We start from the raw sequence: 14,357 nt of genomic DNA on the forward strand, positions 1-14,357 counted from the left end.
CGACGCCGATTAAGGGCAGGGGCATGACCGAACTGCCCAAGACCTTCGACCCCGCCGCCATCGAGGCCCGCTGGTATGCCCATTGGGAGCAGGAGGGGCTGTTCCGTCCCGAGCGCCCGCATGCCGAGCCGTGGACGATCGTCAACCCGCCGCCCAACGTCACGGGCAGCCTGCATATCGGCCACGCGCTGGACAATACGCTGCAGGACATCCTGACGCGCCACGCCCGGTTGAAGGGCAAGGACGCGCTGTGGGTGGTCGGTACCGATCATGCCGGCATTGCGACCCAGATGGTGGTCGAGCGCAACCTGGCGCAGCAGGGCGTGAAGCGCACCGACCTTGGTCGCGATGATTTCGTCGCCCGGATCTGGGACTGGAAGGCGGAGTCGGGCGGCCAGATCACGCGCCAGCTTCGCCGGCTGGGCTGCTCGATGGACTGGGCGAACGAGCGCTTCACCATGGACGAGGGCTTCTCCAGGGCCGTGCTGAAGGTGTTCGTCGAACTGCACCGTCAGGGACTGCTCTACCGCGACAAGCGGCTGGTGAACTGGGATGCCGGACTTGGCACCGCGATCAGCGACCTGGAGGTCGAGACGCGCGAGGTGCAGGGCAAGTTCTGGCACCTGACCTATCCGCTGGCCGATGGCAGCGGCACGATCTCGGTGGCGACGACGCGGCCGGAGACGATGCTGGCCGACATGGCGGTGGCGGTAAATCCGGACGATCCGCGCTACACCGCGCTGATCGGTGCGCAAGTGCGCCTGCCGATCACCGGCCGCCTGATCCCGATCGTCGCCGACGAGCATGCCGACCCCGAACTGGGCTCGGGCGCGGTGAAGATCACGCCGGGCCACGACTTCAACGATTTCGAGGTCGGCCGCCGCGCCGGGATCGAGGCGCGCGACATGCTCAACATGCTCGATGCGAAGGCGCGCATCTGCCAGACCGCGGACGGGCTGGTGCCCGAAGCGCTGATCGGGCTCGATCGGTTCGAGGCGCGCCAGGCGGTGATCGCGCTGCTGGAAGAGGCGGTCGTGCTGGAGCGGGTCGAGGACCGGGTTATCCAGACGCCCTATGGCGACCGATCGGGCGTGGTGATCGAGCCGTGGCTGACCGACCAATGGTATGTCGATGCCAAGACGCTGGCCCAGCCGGCGATCGAGGCGGTGCGATCGGGCGCGATCAAGCTGGTGCCGGCAAGCTGGGAGAAGACCTTCTTCAACTGGATGGAGAATATCCAGCCCTGGTGCGTCAGCCGCCAGCTTTGGTGGGGCCACCAGATCCCCGCATGGTTCGCCGAGGATGGCCGCGCCTTCGTCGCCGAAACCGAGCAAGAGGCGCAGGCACAGGCCGGCGCCGGCGTGGTGCTGACCCGCGATCCGGACGTGCTGGACACCTGGTTCTCCTCCGCATTGTGGCCGTTCGCGACGCTCGGCTGGCCCGACGCGGCGGATCCGACGCTGGGTGGTCGCTATCCCAATGACGTCCTCGTCTCCGGCTTCGACATCCTGTTCTTCTGGGATGCCCGGATGATGATGCAGGGCATGCAGTTCATGAAGGACGTGCCGTTCCGCACGCTCTACCTGCACGGGCTGGTCCGCGCCGCCGACGGCTCGAAGATGTCGAAGTCGAAGGGCAACACGGTCGATCCGCTCGGCCTGATCGACCAATATGGCGCCGATGCGCTGCGCTTCTTCATGGCGGCGATGGAAAGCCAGGGCCGCGACATCAAGATGGATGAGCGCCGCGTCGAGGGGTATCGCAACTTCGCGACCAAGCTGTGGAACGCGGCCCGCTTCGCACAGGCCAATGGCATCGGTGCCTCCGCGACGCTGGATGCGCCGGCCGCCACGCTGGCGGTGAACAAGTGGATCATCGCCGAGACGGTGAAGACGGTGCAGGCGGTGGACCTGGCGCTGGCCGATTACCGGTTCGACGGCGCGGCCAACGCGATCTACCAGTTCGTCTGGAGCCGTTTCTGCGACTGGTATCTGGAACTGATCAAGCCGGTGCTGCAAGGCGGCGAGGCCGGTGGCGAAGAAACTCGCGCAGTCGCCGGCTGGGTACTCGACCAGATCCTGGTGCTGCTCCACCCGTTCATGCCGTTCATCACCGAGGAATTGTGGCACGCAATGGGGCCGCGCGATCATGACCTGATCGTCGCCCAATGGCCGATGGCGGATGCCCGCGCGCTCGATCCGGAGGCGGAGCGCGAGATCGACTGGCTGATCCGGCTGGTCGGCGACATTCGCGCCGCGCGCACCGAACTGAACGTGCCGCCCGGCGCACGCCTGCCGCTGCACGTCCGCGATGCGCATGACGATACGCTGGCACGCCTCGACCGGCAGGCATCGGTGCTGGCGCGGCTGGCCCGCGTCGACCGCGCCGAGGGTGACGCCGCCAGCGGCGGGGCCGCCCAGGTGGTGGTGGACGAGGCGACGTTCATCCTGCCGCTGAAAGGCGTGATCGATCTGGATGCGGAGCGCGCCCGTCTGACCAAGGCGATCGCCGCGGCCGAGAAGGAGCGCGATGCACTGGGCGCGCGGCTGGGCAATGCCAGCTTCGTCGAGCGCGCCAAGCCCGAGGCGGTGGAAAAGGCGCGGGCCGATCATGCCGACAAGATGGCGGAAGCGGCCCGGCTGCACGCGGCGCTAGGCCGGTTGGGGTAAGGCGGGGAGCGGGGCGGCACCTGGCGCCGTCCCCGCCCGCGATCAGCCGGTTTCGCTCAGCCGCTTGATCCGGCGGATGCGCGGTTCGCGGGTCAATTGCGCCTCGCGCCGGATCGTCTGGCGAAGTTCGTCGCGTTTTTCGTGGATCGAGGCGATCACCGGGCCCATCGCGACGCCCAGATCAACCAGCACCGCCTCCGAGAGTTGTAGCGAGCTTTCCAGCGTTTCGGGCACCGCATCGGTAACGCCCGCACGGTAGAGTTCGGCGGCATGGCTGGCATCGCGCGCCCGCGCGATGATCGGCAGGGCCGGCACCGCCTGCCGGATACGCCGCGCCAGCCGGACGGTCAGCACCGGATCGTCCATGGTCAGGATCAGCGCGCGCGCCTGCGCCAGGTTCAGCCGGTCGACCAGTTCCGGCCGCGCGACATCGCCGAACAGCACCGGATAGCCGGCCCGCCGCGCCTCGGTCACGGCGTCGATGTTCGCCTCAACCGCCAGATAACGCTGGCCGTGCGCGGTCAGCATGTCCGACACCAGCTTGCCGACCCGGCCGAAACCGATGACGACCGCGCCGGGACCTTCCGTCTCCACCTCGGGGATCGGCGGGCCTTCTCCGGCCTGCTCGATCCGGCGCGAGGCGATACGCCCGGCCTTGGCGAGGAGCGGGGTCAGCGTCAGGCCGATCGCGGTGACGGTCTGCCAGAAGGCGGCGGTCGACGGCTGGATCAACTGCGCCTGTGCCGCCGTTCCCAGCACGATCAACGTGGTCTCCGACGGGCTGCCCATCAGCAGGCCGGTTTCCGCCGCGGTGCCGCGCCGGGCATGGGCGACGCGCAGCAGCAGATAGGTGACGATCGCCTTCACCGCGACGACGCCGACGACGGCGGCGAGCAGCGACGGCCAGTTCTTGGCGATCAGGCGCAGGTCCAGGCTCATGCCCACGGTGATAAGGAAGACGCCGAGCGCCAGCCCCTTGAACGGGGCGGTCATCACCTCAACCTCGGAATGATACTCGGTTTCCGCGATCAGCAGGCCGGCGAGCAGCGCACCGACAATCGGCGACAATCCGGCCGCGGTGGTCGCGACGCTGGCGACGATCACCACCAGCAGCGACGCGGCCAGGAACAGCTCCGGGCTTTTGGTACGCGCGGCCTGTGCGAACAGGCGCGGCAGGACGATGCGTCCACCCAGATACATCGCGACCACGGTCAGGCCACCACGCAGGGCGACGCCGGCGATGCCTACCCAGCCTTCCTCGCTGGCGGTCGGCGCCATCGCACCAAGCGCGAAGATGATGGGGACCAGCGCCAGATCCTCGAACAACAGCATCGCGAACGCGCCGCGCCCGACCGGACTGGTCGTGCCCACCAGCGGCAGCACCAGTGCGGTGGACGAGAGCGCCAAGGCCAGCCCCAGTCCGATCGCGCCGCCCCAGCTTTGCCCCAGCAGATGCAGCGCCAGGCCGATCAGAAAGGCGGAGCCGAGCAGTTCGGTCACGCCGGTGCCGAACACCAGCCGCCGCATCGACCATAAGCGCCGGAACGACAATTCCAGTCCGATCGAGAACAGCAGCAGGATGATGCCGAACTCGGCGAAAGGCTCGATCGATTCCGGGTCGGAAATGGTCACATAGTAAAGCCAGGAGGCGTCGGGCACGAGCGAGCCGAGCCCGGCCGGGCCGACCAGCAGGCCGACCAGGATGAAGCCGATCACCGGGCTGACCCGGAAACGGGCAAAGGCCGGGATGACGATGCCTGCCGCACCAAGGATGACGAGCGCGTCGCTGAAGCCGTGATTGTCGAGCCGAAGTGCCATGGCCGCAGCTTAACCAGCCCATGTCCCCCTTGTCAGGTATGTTTTGTACAAACCGGGCGCCCGGTCGCCCGATGGGACGAACTGTCCACTGCGCGGGGGGCGGGCGGGACCCTATCTGGCGCGGCATGACGATATGCTGGTGGGCGCTGCCCGTGACGATCCTGTTGGCGCTGGCGGGTTGCGGTGATGATGACCACGCCAGGCGGCTGGCATCGGCGGGGCCCAACCCGTCACTCGATGCGCTGATGCGGGTCGCCGATCCCGGTAATGGCCGGCGCGTGTTCGGCCAATGCCTGGCCTGTCACACGATCGGGCAGGGGCAACTGGACCGTGCAGGGCCGAACCTGCATGCGATCATGGGCAAGCCGGTTGCGGGCGGCAGCGATCGGTTCGGCTATACGGTGGCGCTGTCGCGTGTCGGCGGGCGTTGGGACAGGGTGACGATGGATCGCTGGCTTACCGATCCGCAGCGTTTTGCGCCGGGTACGCGGATGAGCTTCGCCGGGCTTGCCGATCCGCTCGATCGTGCCGACGTGATCCGGTATCTGGAGGCGGAAGGGAAATAGCCTCACTCAGGGAAACGGACCCCGGTTATAGCCGGGGCCCGCTTTCCGGTCGTTCAGCTCAGGCCCAGTTGCCCATCTCGGCTTCCAGGTTGGAACGGATCTGCTCGAAGAACTGTTCGGTGGTCATCCAGGGCTGATCCGGGCCGATAAGGATCGCCAGATCCTTGGTCATATGGCCGTTCTCGACGGTCTTGATGCAGACCTGCTCCAGCGTCTCGGCGAAGCGCGTCACGTCCGGCGTACCGTCGAACTTGCCACGGAACTTCAGGCCGCCGGTCCAGGCGAAGATCGACGCGATCGGGTTGGTCGACGTCGCCTTGCCCTGCTGATGCTGGCGATAGTGGCGGGTGACGGTGCCATGCGCGGCCTCGGCCTCGATCGTCTGGCCGTCCGGCGTCATCAGCACCGAGGTCATCAGGCCCAGCGAGCCGAAGCCCTGCGCCACCTGATCCGACTGCACGTCGCCGTCATAGTTCTTGCACGCCCAGACGAACTCGCCATGCCACTTCAGCGCGGAGGCGACCATGTCGTCGATCAGGCGGTGCTGATACTCGATGCCCGCGGCCTGGAACTGGTCCTTGAACTCGGCGGCGTACACTTCCTCGAAGATGTCCTTGAAGCGGCCGTCATAGGCCTTCAGGATCGTGTTCTTCGTCGACAGGTACACCGGCCAGCCGCGACCCAGCCCGTAGTTCATCGATGCGCGCGCAAAGTCGCGGATCGATTCGTCGAGATTGTACATGCCCATCGCGACGCCGGCCGCGGGGAAGTCGAACACCTCCTCCTCGATCGTCTCGCCATTCTCGCCTTCCCACTTCATGGTCAGCTTGCCCTTGCCGGGCACCTTGAAGTCGGTGGCCTTGTACTGGTCGCCAAAGGCGTGGCGGCCGACGACGATCGGGTGGGTCCAGCCGGGGATCAGGCGGGGTACGTTCTTGATGACGATCGGTTCGCGGAAGACGACGCCGCCCAGGATGTTGCGGATCGTGCCGTTGGGCGAGCGCCACATCTTCTTCAGGCCGAACTCCTCGACGCGCTGCTCGTCGGGGGTGATCGTCGCGCACTTCACGCCGACGCCGTACTTCTGGATCGCCTTGGCCGACTGGACGGTGATCTGGTCGTCCGTCTCGTCACGCTTCTGGATGCCCAGGTCGTAATATTCCAGGTCGATGTCCAGATACGGCTTGATAAGGCGCTCGCGGATCCATTCCCAGATGATCCGCGTCATCTCGTCGCCGTCGATCTCCACGACGGGCGTTTTCACCTTGATCTTGGCCATCTTCACTTCCTTGGCAGGGGTGGTTTGGGCATGCGTCTAGGGGAGGGGGGCGGCCGGATCAACCGGGGGCAGGGACCACGGGCCGTCGCGTACCGAAAACATTGTGTCGTGCGTCCGCCACCGGTAGACTGGTGCGATGCCTTCGCTTGAAAAGCCCCCTGTCGCCACGACCACGGTCAAGTGGCGCTTCCCCGCCGTCCATCCGGAAGGGCGCAAATACGTCCTGATCGCCGGCGGCCTTACGCTGCTCGCCACGCTTGTCACCAAGATCCTGTTCTGGCCGTTCATCGGCCTGTGCATCTGGGTGGCCGCGTTCTTTCGCGATCCGATCCGCACCACGCCGCAGGGCGACGACCTGATCGTCGCACCTGCCGACGGCCTCATCACCATGATCCAGCGCGTACCCATTCCGCGCGAGCTGACCGGGGAGCTGGGCACCGCGCCGATGATGCGGGTGTCGATCTTCATGTCGGTGTTCGATGTCCACATCAACCGCACCCCGGTCGCAGGCACGATCCGCCAGGTCGTCTATATCTCCGGCAAGTTCCTCAACGCCGACCTTGACAAGGCATCCGACGAAAACGAACGACAGCATTTCGTGGTCGAGGGCCGGGACGGTCGCAAGATCGGCTTCACCCAGATCGCGGGGCTGGTCGCGCGCCGGATCGTCGGGTTCGTAAAGCCCGGAGACATGGTCGCGGCCGGCCAGCGCATCGGCCTGATCCGCTTCGGCAGCCGCGTCGACGTGTATCTGCCCGATGACGTGATGCCGCAGGTGACGCTGGGACAGCGTTCGATCGCCGGGGAAACGGTGCTCGGCCGCGTCGGCGGACGACCCGTTACGGGCGTCGCGCAGTAATGGCGCTGCCGCGCCGGTCCCGGCTGCGCCGTGCGCCACGCGGACTGCCATTGCGGGCGGTCGCCCCCAATGCGGTAACGGCGCTCGCCCTCTGTTCCGGTCTGTCGGGCGTCCGCTTCGCCATTGGCGGAGAATGGCAGAGCGCGGTTGCGATGATCATGATCGCCGGCGTTCTGGACGGGCTGGACGGGCGCATCGCTCGCCTGCTTCACGGTGAAAGCCGGTTCGGGGCGGAGCTGGACTCGCTGTCGGACGCCATTTCGTTCGGCGTCGCACCAGCGCTGATCCTCTACCTCTGGTCGCTGTCCAGCGCCCCGCGGATCGGATGGATCTGCGCCTTGCTGCTCGCGGTGTTCTGCGCTCTCCGACTGGCGCGGTTCAATGCCGCGATTGACGAAGTGGAGCAGCCGCACAAGTCGGCCGGCTTCCTGACCGGCATTCCGGCACCCGCCGGAGCGGGGCTTGCCATGCTGCCCATGTATCTGTGGTTCTGGACCGGCGAGACGCTGTTCGCCTCGCCCTATCTGGTCGGCCCCTGGGTCGCGTTCATCGCGATGCTGATGGTATCAAGCGTCGCCACCTTTTCGTGGGGATCGTTCCGCCTACGCCGTACGGTGCGTTTCGAAGCGCTGGCGCTGGTCGTCCTGCTCGGTGGGGCGCTGGTGTCTGTGCCGTGGCACACGCTCACGCTGATCTGCGTCGCCTATCTTGCCAGCATCCCGTTCAGCATGGTGAATTACGGTCGGGTCAGGCGGCAGCGCGCGACTGGCGCACCGGAACATAAGCCGGCGACATCGACGACCAGCGCCTGACGGCAATCCGGCGTTCGGCCACCACCAGCTGGCTCAGCGGCGTGAACGCTGGTTCGACATGGCCGGACGCAAGATGCAGAATGCGCCGCCACTGGGGGGCGACCATCATGGCGATCACCGACACGGCAGTGACCAGGGCACCCACGAATACCAAGACACTCAGCACTGTAACCATGATGCCCTCCGGTCCGACGCTCAATCGAACGTCTCGATCAACAGACGCATAGTGGACAGGTTCCGGGGCTGAATCGGTGAGTTGCACCGATTTCAAGACGTTTCGCATGTGAAACGCGACGAATCGCTCCGTGTCCTCTATGTGGTCCATGTATGTTCCACATTCGTTCCAGCGGTCAACCTGTTTTTCCGCGGATTGCAGAATGCCGCCCGATGCGGTAAGGCGCGCGCCTCAACACCGCATGGGAAGCATCACATACCGGTGCGCAGGCCTTAGGCTGACGCGTCATCCGCTTTCCAGAGGACAAACCGGAAAGGAATTTCACTATGGCGGCACCTGTCGTCACCATGCAGCAGCTCGTCGAGACCGGCGCGCACTTCGGCCACCAGACCCACCGCTGGAACCCGAAGATGAAGCCCTACATCTTCGGCGACCGCAACGGCGTCCATATCCTCGACCTCTCGCAGACCGTGCCGCTTTTCGCGCGCGCGCTGGAGTTCATCAGCTCGTCGGTCGCCGGCGGCGGCAAGGTGCTGTTCGTCGGCACCAAGCGCCAGGCGCAGGAAGCGGTTGCCGATGCGGCGCGCCGCTCGAACCAGCATTTCGTCAACCACCGCTGGCTGGGCGGCATGCTCACCAACTGGAAGACGATCTCGAACTCGATCAAGCGTCTCAAGTCGCTGGAAGAGCAGCTTTCGGGCAACACCGCGGGCCTGACCAAGAAGGAAGTTCTGCAGCTCACCCGTGAGCGTGACAAGCTGGAACTGTCGCTGGGCGGCATCCGCGACATGGGCGGCGTGCCCGACGTGATGTTCGTGATCGACGCGAACAAGGAAGAGCTGGCGATCAAGGAAGCCAACACGCTGGGTATTCCGGTCGTTGCCATCCTCGATTCGAACGTGTCGCCGGACGGCATCGCCTTCCCGGTGCCCGCCAATGACGACGCGAGCCGTGCGATCCGCCTGTATTGCGAGGCCGTGGCGATCGCCGCGACCCGCGGCGGCCAGGAGCAGCAGCGCCGCAGCGGCGCCGATGTCGGTGCCATGGCCGAGCCGCCCGTCGAGGAAGCGCTGAGCGTCGAAGAGCCCGCCGCGGCGAACGTCGAGGGCGCTGGCGCCGAGGCCGAGCGCCAGATCGACGCCTAATCGTCGTCAAGACGTCATGCGGGCGGGATAGGGCGGCGACGCCCCGTCTCGCCCGCAACCATATCGAACGATCAAAGAGGATTACGGAACATGGCTGAGATCACGGCAGCGATGGTCAAGGAGCTGCGCGAAAAGAGCGGCGCCGGCATGATGGACTGCAAGAAGGCGCTGAACGAGACCAGCGGCGACATGGACGCCGCAATGGACTGGCTGCGCACCAAGGGCCTGGCCGCGGCCGCCAAGAAGTCCAGCCGCACGGCGGCCGAGGGCTTGGTCGGCGTTGCGACCGCCGGCACCAAGGGTGCCGCGATCGAGGTCAACTCCGAGACCGACTTCGTCGCCAAGAACGATCAGTTCCAGTCGTTCGTCCGCGAGCTGACGCAGATCGCGCTCAACACCGGTGACGATCTGGACGCGATCAAGGGCGCCGCGATGCCGTCGGGTACGACGGTCGAGGAAACGCTGACCAACAACATCGCGACGATTGGCGAGAACCAGGCGATCCGCCGCGCCAAGCGCCTCGAAGTGTCGAAGGGCGCGGTCGTGTCCTACGTCCACAACGCGGCATCGCCGGGCCTGGGCAAGATCGGCGTGCTGGTCGCGCTCGAGTCCGAAGCGTCCGACGAGGTGCTGCAGGGCCTGGGCAAGCAGCTTGCGATGCACATCGCGGCCGCTTTCCCGAAGGCGCTGAACGAAGGCGATCTGGACGAGGCCGAGATCGAGCGCGAGCGCGCGATCGCGACCGAAAAGGCCAGCGAGAGCGGCAAGCCCGCCGACATCATCGCCAAGATGGTGGAAGGCTCGATCGCCAAGTACCGCAAGGAGCATGCGCTGGTCAGCCAGCTGTTCGTGATGGACGGCAAGACCAAGATCAGCGACGTCGTTGCCAAGGCTGGCAAGGATGCCGGGGCCGAGATCGTGCTGAAGGACTATGTCCGCTTCCAGCTCGGCGAAGGTATCGAGAAGGAAGCATCCGACTTCGCCGCCGAAGTGGCGGCGGCTTCGGGCGTTCCGCAGAAGGCCTGAACCCGCTTTTCCCCGGGCGGGAACGTCCGGGGACCTGGCGACAGGACAAAGACGCCGTGCAGCGATGCACGGCGTCTTTTCTGTTGGGCTTGGAACAGTGATGCGAAGCCCTCCCCCGGCCGGGGGAGGGCACCGGATCATGGCCGGGTCAGTTCGATGCTTGTGGCGCCATGGCCGAGCGGCACGGTGTAGCCACCTCGCTCCATCTTGGCGTTGTTCAGGACATAGGTCTTGGCACCCGCCATCGTTCCTTCGACGAATAGCCGCGCGGCTGGCGTATTCGGTGCCGCCGGATCCAGCGTCAGGGTGATCCGGCCGGTGTTCGGCACGTAACGCGCCTCGGCGATCCGCCCGGCCTCCAGGGTGATCCATTGACCAACGGGCGCGACGAACAAGCGGGTGCGTGCACCGTCCTTCGGGACGATCGTCACCGTGCCGGCGTTTTCGACCACGCTCCCACCGAAGCCGACCCAGCCAAAGGTCGGATGATCGACCAGATAGGTCGCCGCGGTCAGGGCATGGCCATAATATCCCATGCCATAGTCACCGCTATACGGGTCCCATTTCATCATGTCCGGCCAGGCATGGAAAGCGGCGGACGAGAAGCCCTGCTGGTCGATATTGGTGATGCCGCCCATCATGCCGCCATAGGCGACCCGCAACAGGTGCAGATCGGCCGGATTCTGGCGATAGGCATCGAACAGGGGTACCGCGTTCAGCGCCGATCCGTAGTGATGGATCTGTCGTTCGATACGCGGATATTTGCCGCCATACAGGAAATCCCAGTAGCGGCGGGCATTGCCGTTATACCCCCAGCTGGGCACCGTCGGATCATATCCCAGGATCACTTCGCGCGTGACGTCCGCCTGTGGCTGGAAACCGAAATAGCGCATCCAGGCATAGACTTCCGGCTGGCCGGTCGAATCCCAGGCCATTTCCGATCCGAACGGATATTGCAACGTGCGCCAGTGATCGGCCCGCGCCTTCATCAGCCGCTCCATGTCGGCGGCCTTTGCGGTCATGCCTTCGCGCTTCAGGTCCTTCAGGATGTCGAGAAAGACGTCGCCTTCCATCAGGCCGAACTCGGCATAATGCGCGCGCGTCATCGCTACCGAGGTTTCATACGCCCGGTCCAGATACCAGCGCCAATCGTGCCGGGTGACCATGCCGGGATGATTGCGGGCGATGCGATACAGCACCCAATAGCCGATCGCGACATGGGGGTAGTTGTAGGCACGTCCAAGATCATTGGCGTCCTTCTCCTTCCACGACGTCCAGCTTTTCCACTTCTCCGGATCGCCGGTGTAGAGCGTGGGGAACTTGACCGGATCGTAATAGAAGAGGCTCTTCTTCACGCCACCGGCCTGTGGCCCGCTGACCACCTGCAGGCGGCCATGCACGGTTTCATCCACCAGCCGTTCGATCTTGGCGACCTCCTGCGGGTCGGGATGATCGAGTTGCTTCATCGTCGCCGCGACCCAGCTGCCGCCGCCGCCCTCGTCGCTCATCCCCGCGATCCAGACGCGTGGTTCGACATCCACGATCGCCTTGCTTTCGTTGTCATAGGTCAGGATGGCGGGGCTGCGGCCAAAGGGATCGCCCTTGCCCTCATACCATTGCTGGTTCGTCGAAAAGCGCCCCAGGTCCGCCATCGCCTGATCGAGCGGCTTGGTGATGAAGTAGCTGACCGTCTGCTTCGTGCCGTCGGCATAGCCGATCGTCAGCCGCGCAGGCCCCCATTGGCTGCCGCGCAGCGCGAGCCGCGTCCAGCCCTTCACCGTGCCGGCGGGCTTCGCCGTAACCCTGCCTGCGGGATAGCTCTCGATCGAGGTGATCGCGGCCGGCGCGCGAACGAACAGCGCCGCATCCTGATCGGTAGGAACGACATAGCCGGGCAGGCCGACCGCGACGGGGCGGTTGTTGGCGATCAACGTCGGTTCGATCGCACGGATCGATGGAGACTGGGCGAAGCGTACGCCGACTTCCAGCGTTTCACCCGGCGAAAGCGTGCGGGCGGTGGGGGCGTTCCACTGTTCGCCCGCCTTTTTCCATTCACGCTCGACATAGCCGGCGGAATGTACCGTCCAGTCGTAGAAGCCCTCCGAGGTCTGTCCGCGCGGGCTGCGATCGGTGAAGATCGATCCGTCCTCGGCTTCGCCCGGGTTCTTCAGCGGGACATAGGCTTCCAGCGGCGTGTTCTTGGCCGGCAGGACGAGCAGCGCGGGACCAAGCCCGTTCAGGCGCGTCACCTGAAGATAGCCGGCATCGCGCCCGATATAGGGATCGACGAAGCTGGCCTGCGCATGGGCCTGTTCCAGGTTGCGATCGGTGATGATGTTGTCGAACACCATGGGCATGCCCAGCGCGCCGATCTCGACCGGTGTCGCGGTGGTATTGGTGATGCGAAAGGCGAGCGCAAGGCGCCCGTCTTCGTTGCGCCAATAGCGCTCGACCCGGACCGGGGCACCTTCGCCCATGCTGGCGGTGATGTCGGCCGCGGCGATGATCGTGCCGCCGCTGGGAAGGGGCCGGATCGGGCGGCGTTCATGCGCGGAGGCGAAGTCGCGCCACGTGCCGCCGGGGGTACGCAGGCGAAGGTTGAGATCGCCGAGATGATTATAGCCATCGCCGCTTCGTTCCGCTTCGCGCGAGGTGGGTACGAAGCTGAAGCCCGGCTCACCCGCAGGAGACAGGCGTGCCAGCGTCTGCGTGTCCCGGCGCAGCGCCAGGCGGAACGGGCCGACGCTGTATTCGGTCGTCGCGACCGGGTGAACGGCCGTTTTCGGTCCATCCTGCGCAATCAAGGCGGAGGCAGCCGTGCCCAACGTCAAGGCGAACACTATGGCAGGACGAAGGAGCGGCATGACGGACCTCGTTGAGGAAGCTGCGAGAGACGGAAAGGCGCCGGAATGCGCCCGTTCGCTGAAGCGTATCGGCCCGCGGCACAACTTTCAATCATTGTTATACGGTATATTGTCATTCGATTGCAGTTGGAGGAAGATACCGGCAACGGGAGATAGTGATGAAGTCGATCGGATGGTTGGCGACGGCGCCGGCATTGCTGCTGACGGGGCCTGCGGTTGGCGTGCAAGCGGTGCAGTCTGCGGGTAATCCGATCCTTGCAGACGGACAGTATTACACGACCGATCCCGCCCCTGTGGTCGACGGCGATACGTTGTACATCCTGGCAGGGCGCGATGAGGCCCCCGACGGGGTGAACGACTTCATCATGAACGAGTGGCAGCTTTTATCCACGCAGGATCCGGCGTCGCGTCGGTGGCGCCATGATCCCGGCATCGCGCGGCCGGAGCGCCTGTTCGCCTGGGCGTCGCCGGGCCGCGCTTATGCCGGGCAGATCGTGAAGGCCAGGAACGGCCGCTTCTACTTCTACGCGCCCGTCGAGGAGCGGAACAGCGACGCCCGGGACCGGTTCGCGATCGGTGTCGCCGTATCGGACAGTCCCCGCGGTCCATGGAAGGATGCGCATCCTGCGGGGCCGATCATCTCGCAGCGCGTGCCGGAGAACAACGACATCCAGAATATCGATCCGACGGTGCTGGTGGATGAGGATGGGCGGGTGTTCATCTATTGGGGGACGTTCGGGCGGTTGCGGGGGATGGAGCTGGCGTCGGACATGGTAAGCGCCAAGGGGCCGGAGCAGGTGATCGAGGGGCTGACGGGCTTTTTCGAGGCGCCGTGGATCATGAAGCGCACGGGCGTGTATTATATGCTTTACGCCGGCAACAACGCCGGACCGGACAGCCCGTGCACGCCAGCACTATACCATGCGTGCCAGGCCTATGGCACGGCCACGTCGCCGCTGGGCCCGTGGACCTATCGCGGGGTCGTGCTGAAGCCGGTATCGTCCACCACGTCGCATGCGGGGGCGGTCGAATTCAAGGGAAAGTGGTACATCACCTACCACACCGCGGACGCAAAGGGCGGCGGGCATTTCCGCCGCTCGGTCGCGATCGACCGTCTGGAATGGGACGACAGCGTGACGCCGGC

General features: G+C 65.7%; 11 protein-coding genes. 7 read left to right on the forward strand and 4 right to left on the reverse strand.

All coding sequences use genetic code 11. The features are described 5' to 3' along the window. The first annotated feature begins 23 nt into the window (after positions 1–23). Positions 24–2,669 (forward strand): valine--tRNA ligase, encoded by a 2,646-nt coding sequence (locus tag OXR08_RS09455; protein ID WP_267349440.1) that lies wholly within the window; start codon positions 24–26, stop codon positions 2,667–2,669. Between the two features lie 42 nt (positions 2,670–2,711). Here OXR08_RS09455 and OXR08_RS09460 read toward each other — a convergent pair whose 3' ends face one another. Beyond that, on the reverse strand, positions 2,712–4,487 hold the full coding sequence (locus OXR08_RS09460; protein WP_112382615.1) for a cation:proton antiporter: 1,776 nt from the start codon (positions 4,485–4,487) through the stop codon (positions 2,712–2,714). A gap of 125 nt (positions 4,488–4,612) precedes the next feature. Between OXR08_RS09460 and OXR08_RS09465 the strand changes: the two genes are divergently transcribed. Continuing rightward, on the forward strand, positions 4,613–5,053 hold the full coding sequence (locus OXR08_RS09465; protein WP_267349441.1) for a cytochrome C: 441 nt from the start codon (positions 4,613–4,615) through the stop codon (positions 5,051–5,053). A gap of 58 nt (positions 5,054–5,111) precedes the next feature. Here the strand turns inward: OXR08_RS09465 and OXR08_RS09470 are convergent, their stop codons facing one another. Further along, positions 5,112–6,332 carry an NADP-dependent isocitrate dehydrogenase gene (locus OXR08_RS09470; RefSeq protein WP_267349442.1) on the reverse strand — a complete coding sequence of 407 codons (1,221 nt, stop codon included), beginning with the start codon at positions 6,330–6,332 and terminating at the stop codon, positions 5,112–5,114. A gap of 136 nt (positions 6,333–6,468) precedes the next feature. Between OXR08_RS09470 and OXR08_RS09475 the strand changes: the two genes are divergently transcribed. Further along, entirely contained in the window at positions 6,469–7,191 is a 723-nt protein-coding gene (locus OXR08_RS09475) for a phosphatidylserine decarboxylase (protein WP_267349443.1), read from the forward strand. Then, positions 7,191–8,003, forward strand: coding sequence for a phosphatidylcholine/phosphatidylserine synthase (locus tag OXR08_RS09480; protein ID WP_267349444.1), 813 nt, complete (start codon positions 7,191–7,193; stop codon positions 8,001–8,003). The genes OXR08_RS09475 and OXR08_RS09480 overlap by 1 nt, the downstream gene beginning before the upstream one ends. Here OXR08_RS09480 and OXR08_RS09485 read toward each other — a convergent pair. After that, the gene (locus OXR08_RS09485) at positions 7,939–8,328 is read right to left on the reverse strand and encodes a hypothetical protein (protein WP_267349445.1); all 390 of its coding nucleotides are present in this window, start codon (positions 8,326–8,328) and stop codon (positions 7,939–7,941) included. The two genes, OXR08_RS09480 and OXR08_RS09485, sit on opposite strands and share 65 nt — an antisense overlap. A 176-nt stretch (positions 8,329–8,504) precedes the next feature. On the opposite strand from OXR08_RS09485, the gene rpsB reads away from it, so the two are divergent. Next, a complete protein-coding gene (rpsB, locus tag OXR08_RS09490; protein WP_149681778.1) occupies positions 8,505–9,323 on the forward strand; it encodes a 30S ribosomal protein S2 in 819 nt (272 codons plus the stop codon). Positions 9,324–9,413: 90 nt separating this feature from the next. Continuing rightward, positions 9,414–10,349 (forward strand): translation elongation factor Ts, encoded by a 936-nt coding sequence (gene tsf / locus OXR08_RS09495; protein ID WP_112382610.1) that lies wholly within the window; start codon positions 9,414–9,416, stop codon positions 10,347–10,349. Positions 10,350–10,486: 137 nt separating this feature from the next. On the opposite strand, the gene OXR08_RS09500 is transcribed toward tsf, so the two are convergent. Continuing rightward, positions 10,487–13,180 carry a DUF5695 domain-containing protein gene (locus tag OXR08_RS09500; RefSeq protein WP_267349446.1) on the reverse strand — a complete coding sequence of 898 codons (2,694 nt, stop codon included), beginning with the start codon at positions 13,178–13,180 and terminating at the stop codon, positions 10,487–10,489. 191 nt (positions 13,181–13,371) lie between these two features. On the opposite strand from OXR08_RS09500, the gene OXR08_RS09505 reads away from it, so the two are divergent. Then, on the forward strand, positions 13,372–14,357 hold a 986-nt coding region (locus tag OXR08_RS09505; protein ID WP_267349447.1), incomplete at its 3' end, for a family 43 glycosylhydrolase.

This window comes from Sphingomonas sp. GM_Shp_2, assembly GCF_026540875.1.
Lineage (GTDB): Bacteria > Pseudomonadota > Alphaproteobacteria > Sphingomonadales > Sphingomonadaceae > Sphingomonas > Sphingomonas carotinifaciens.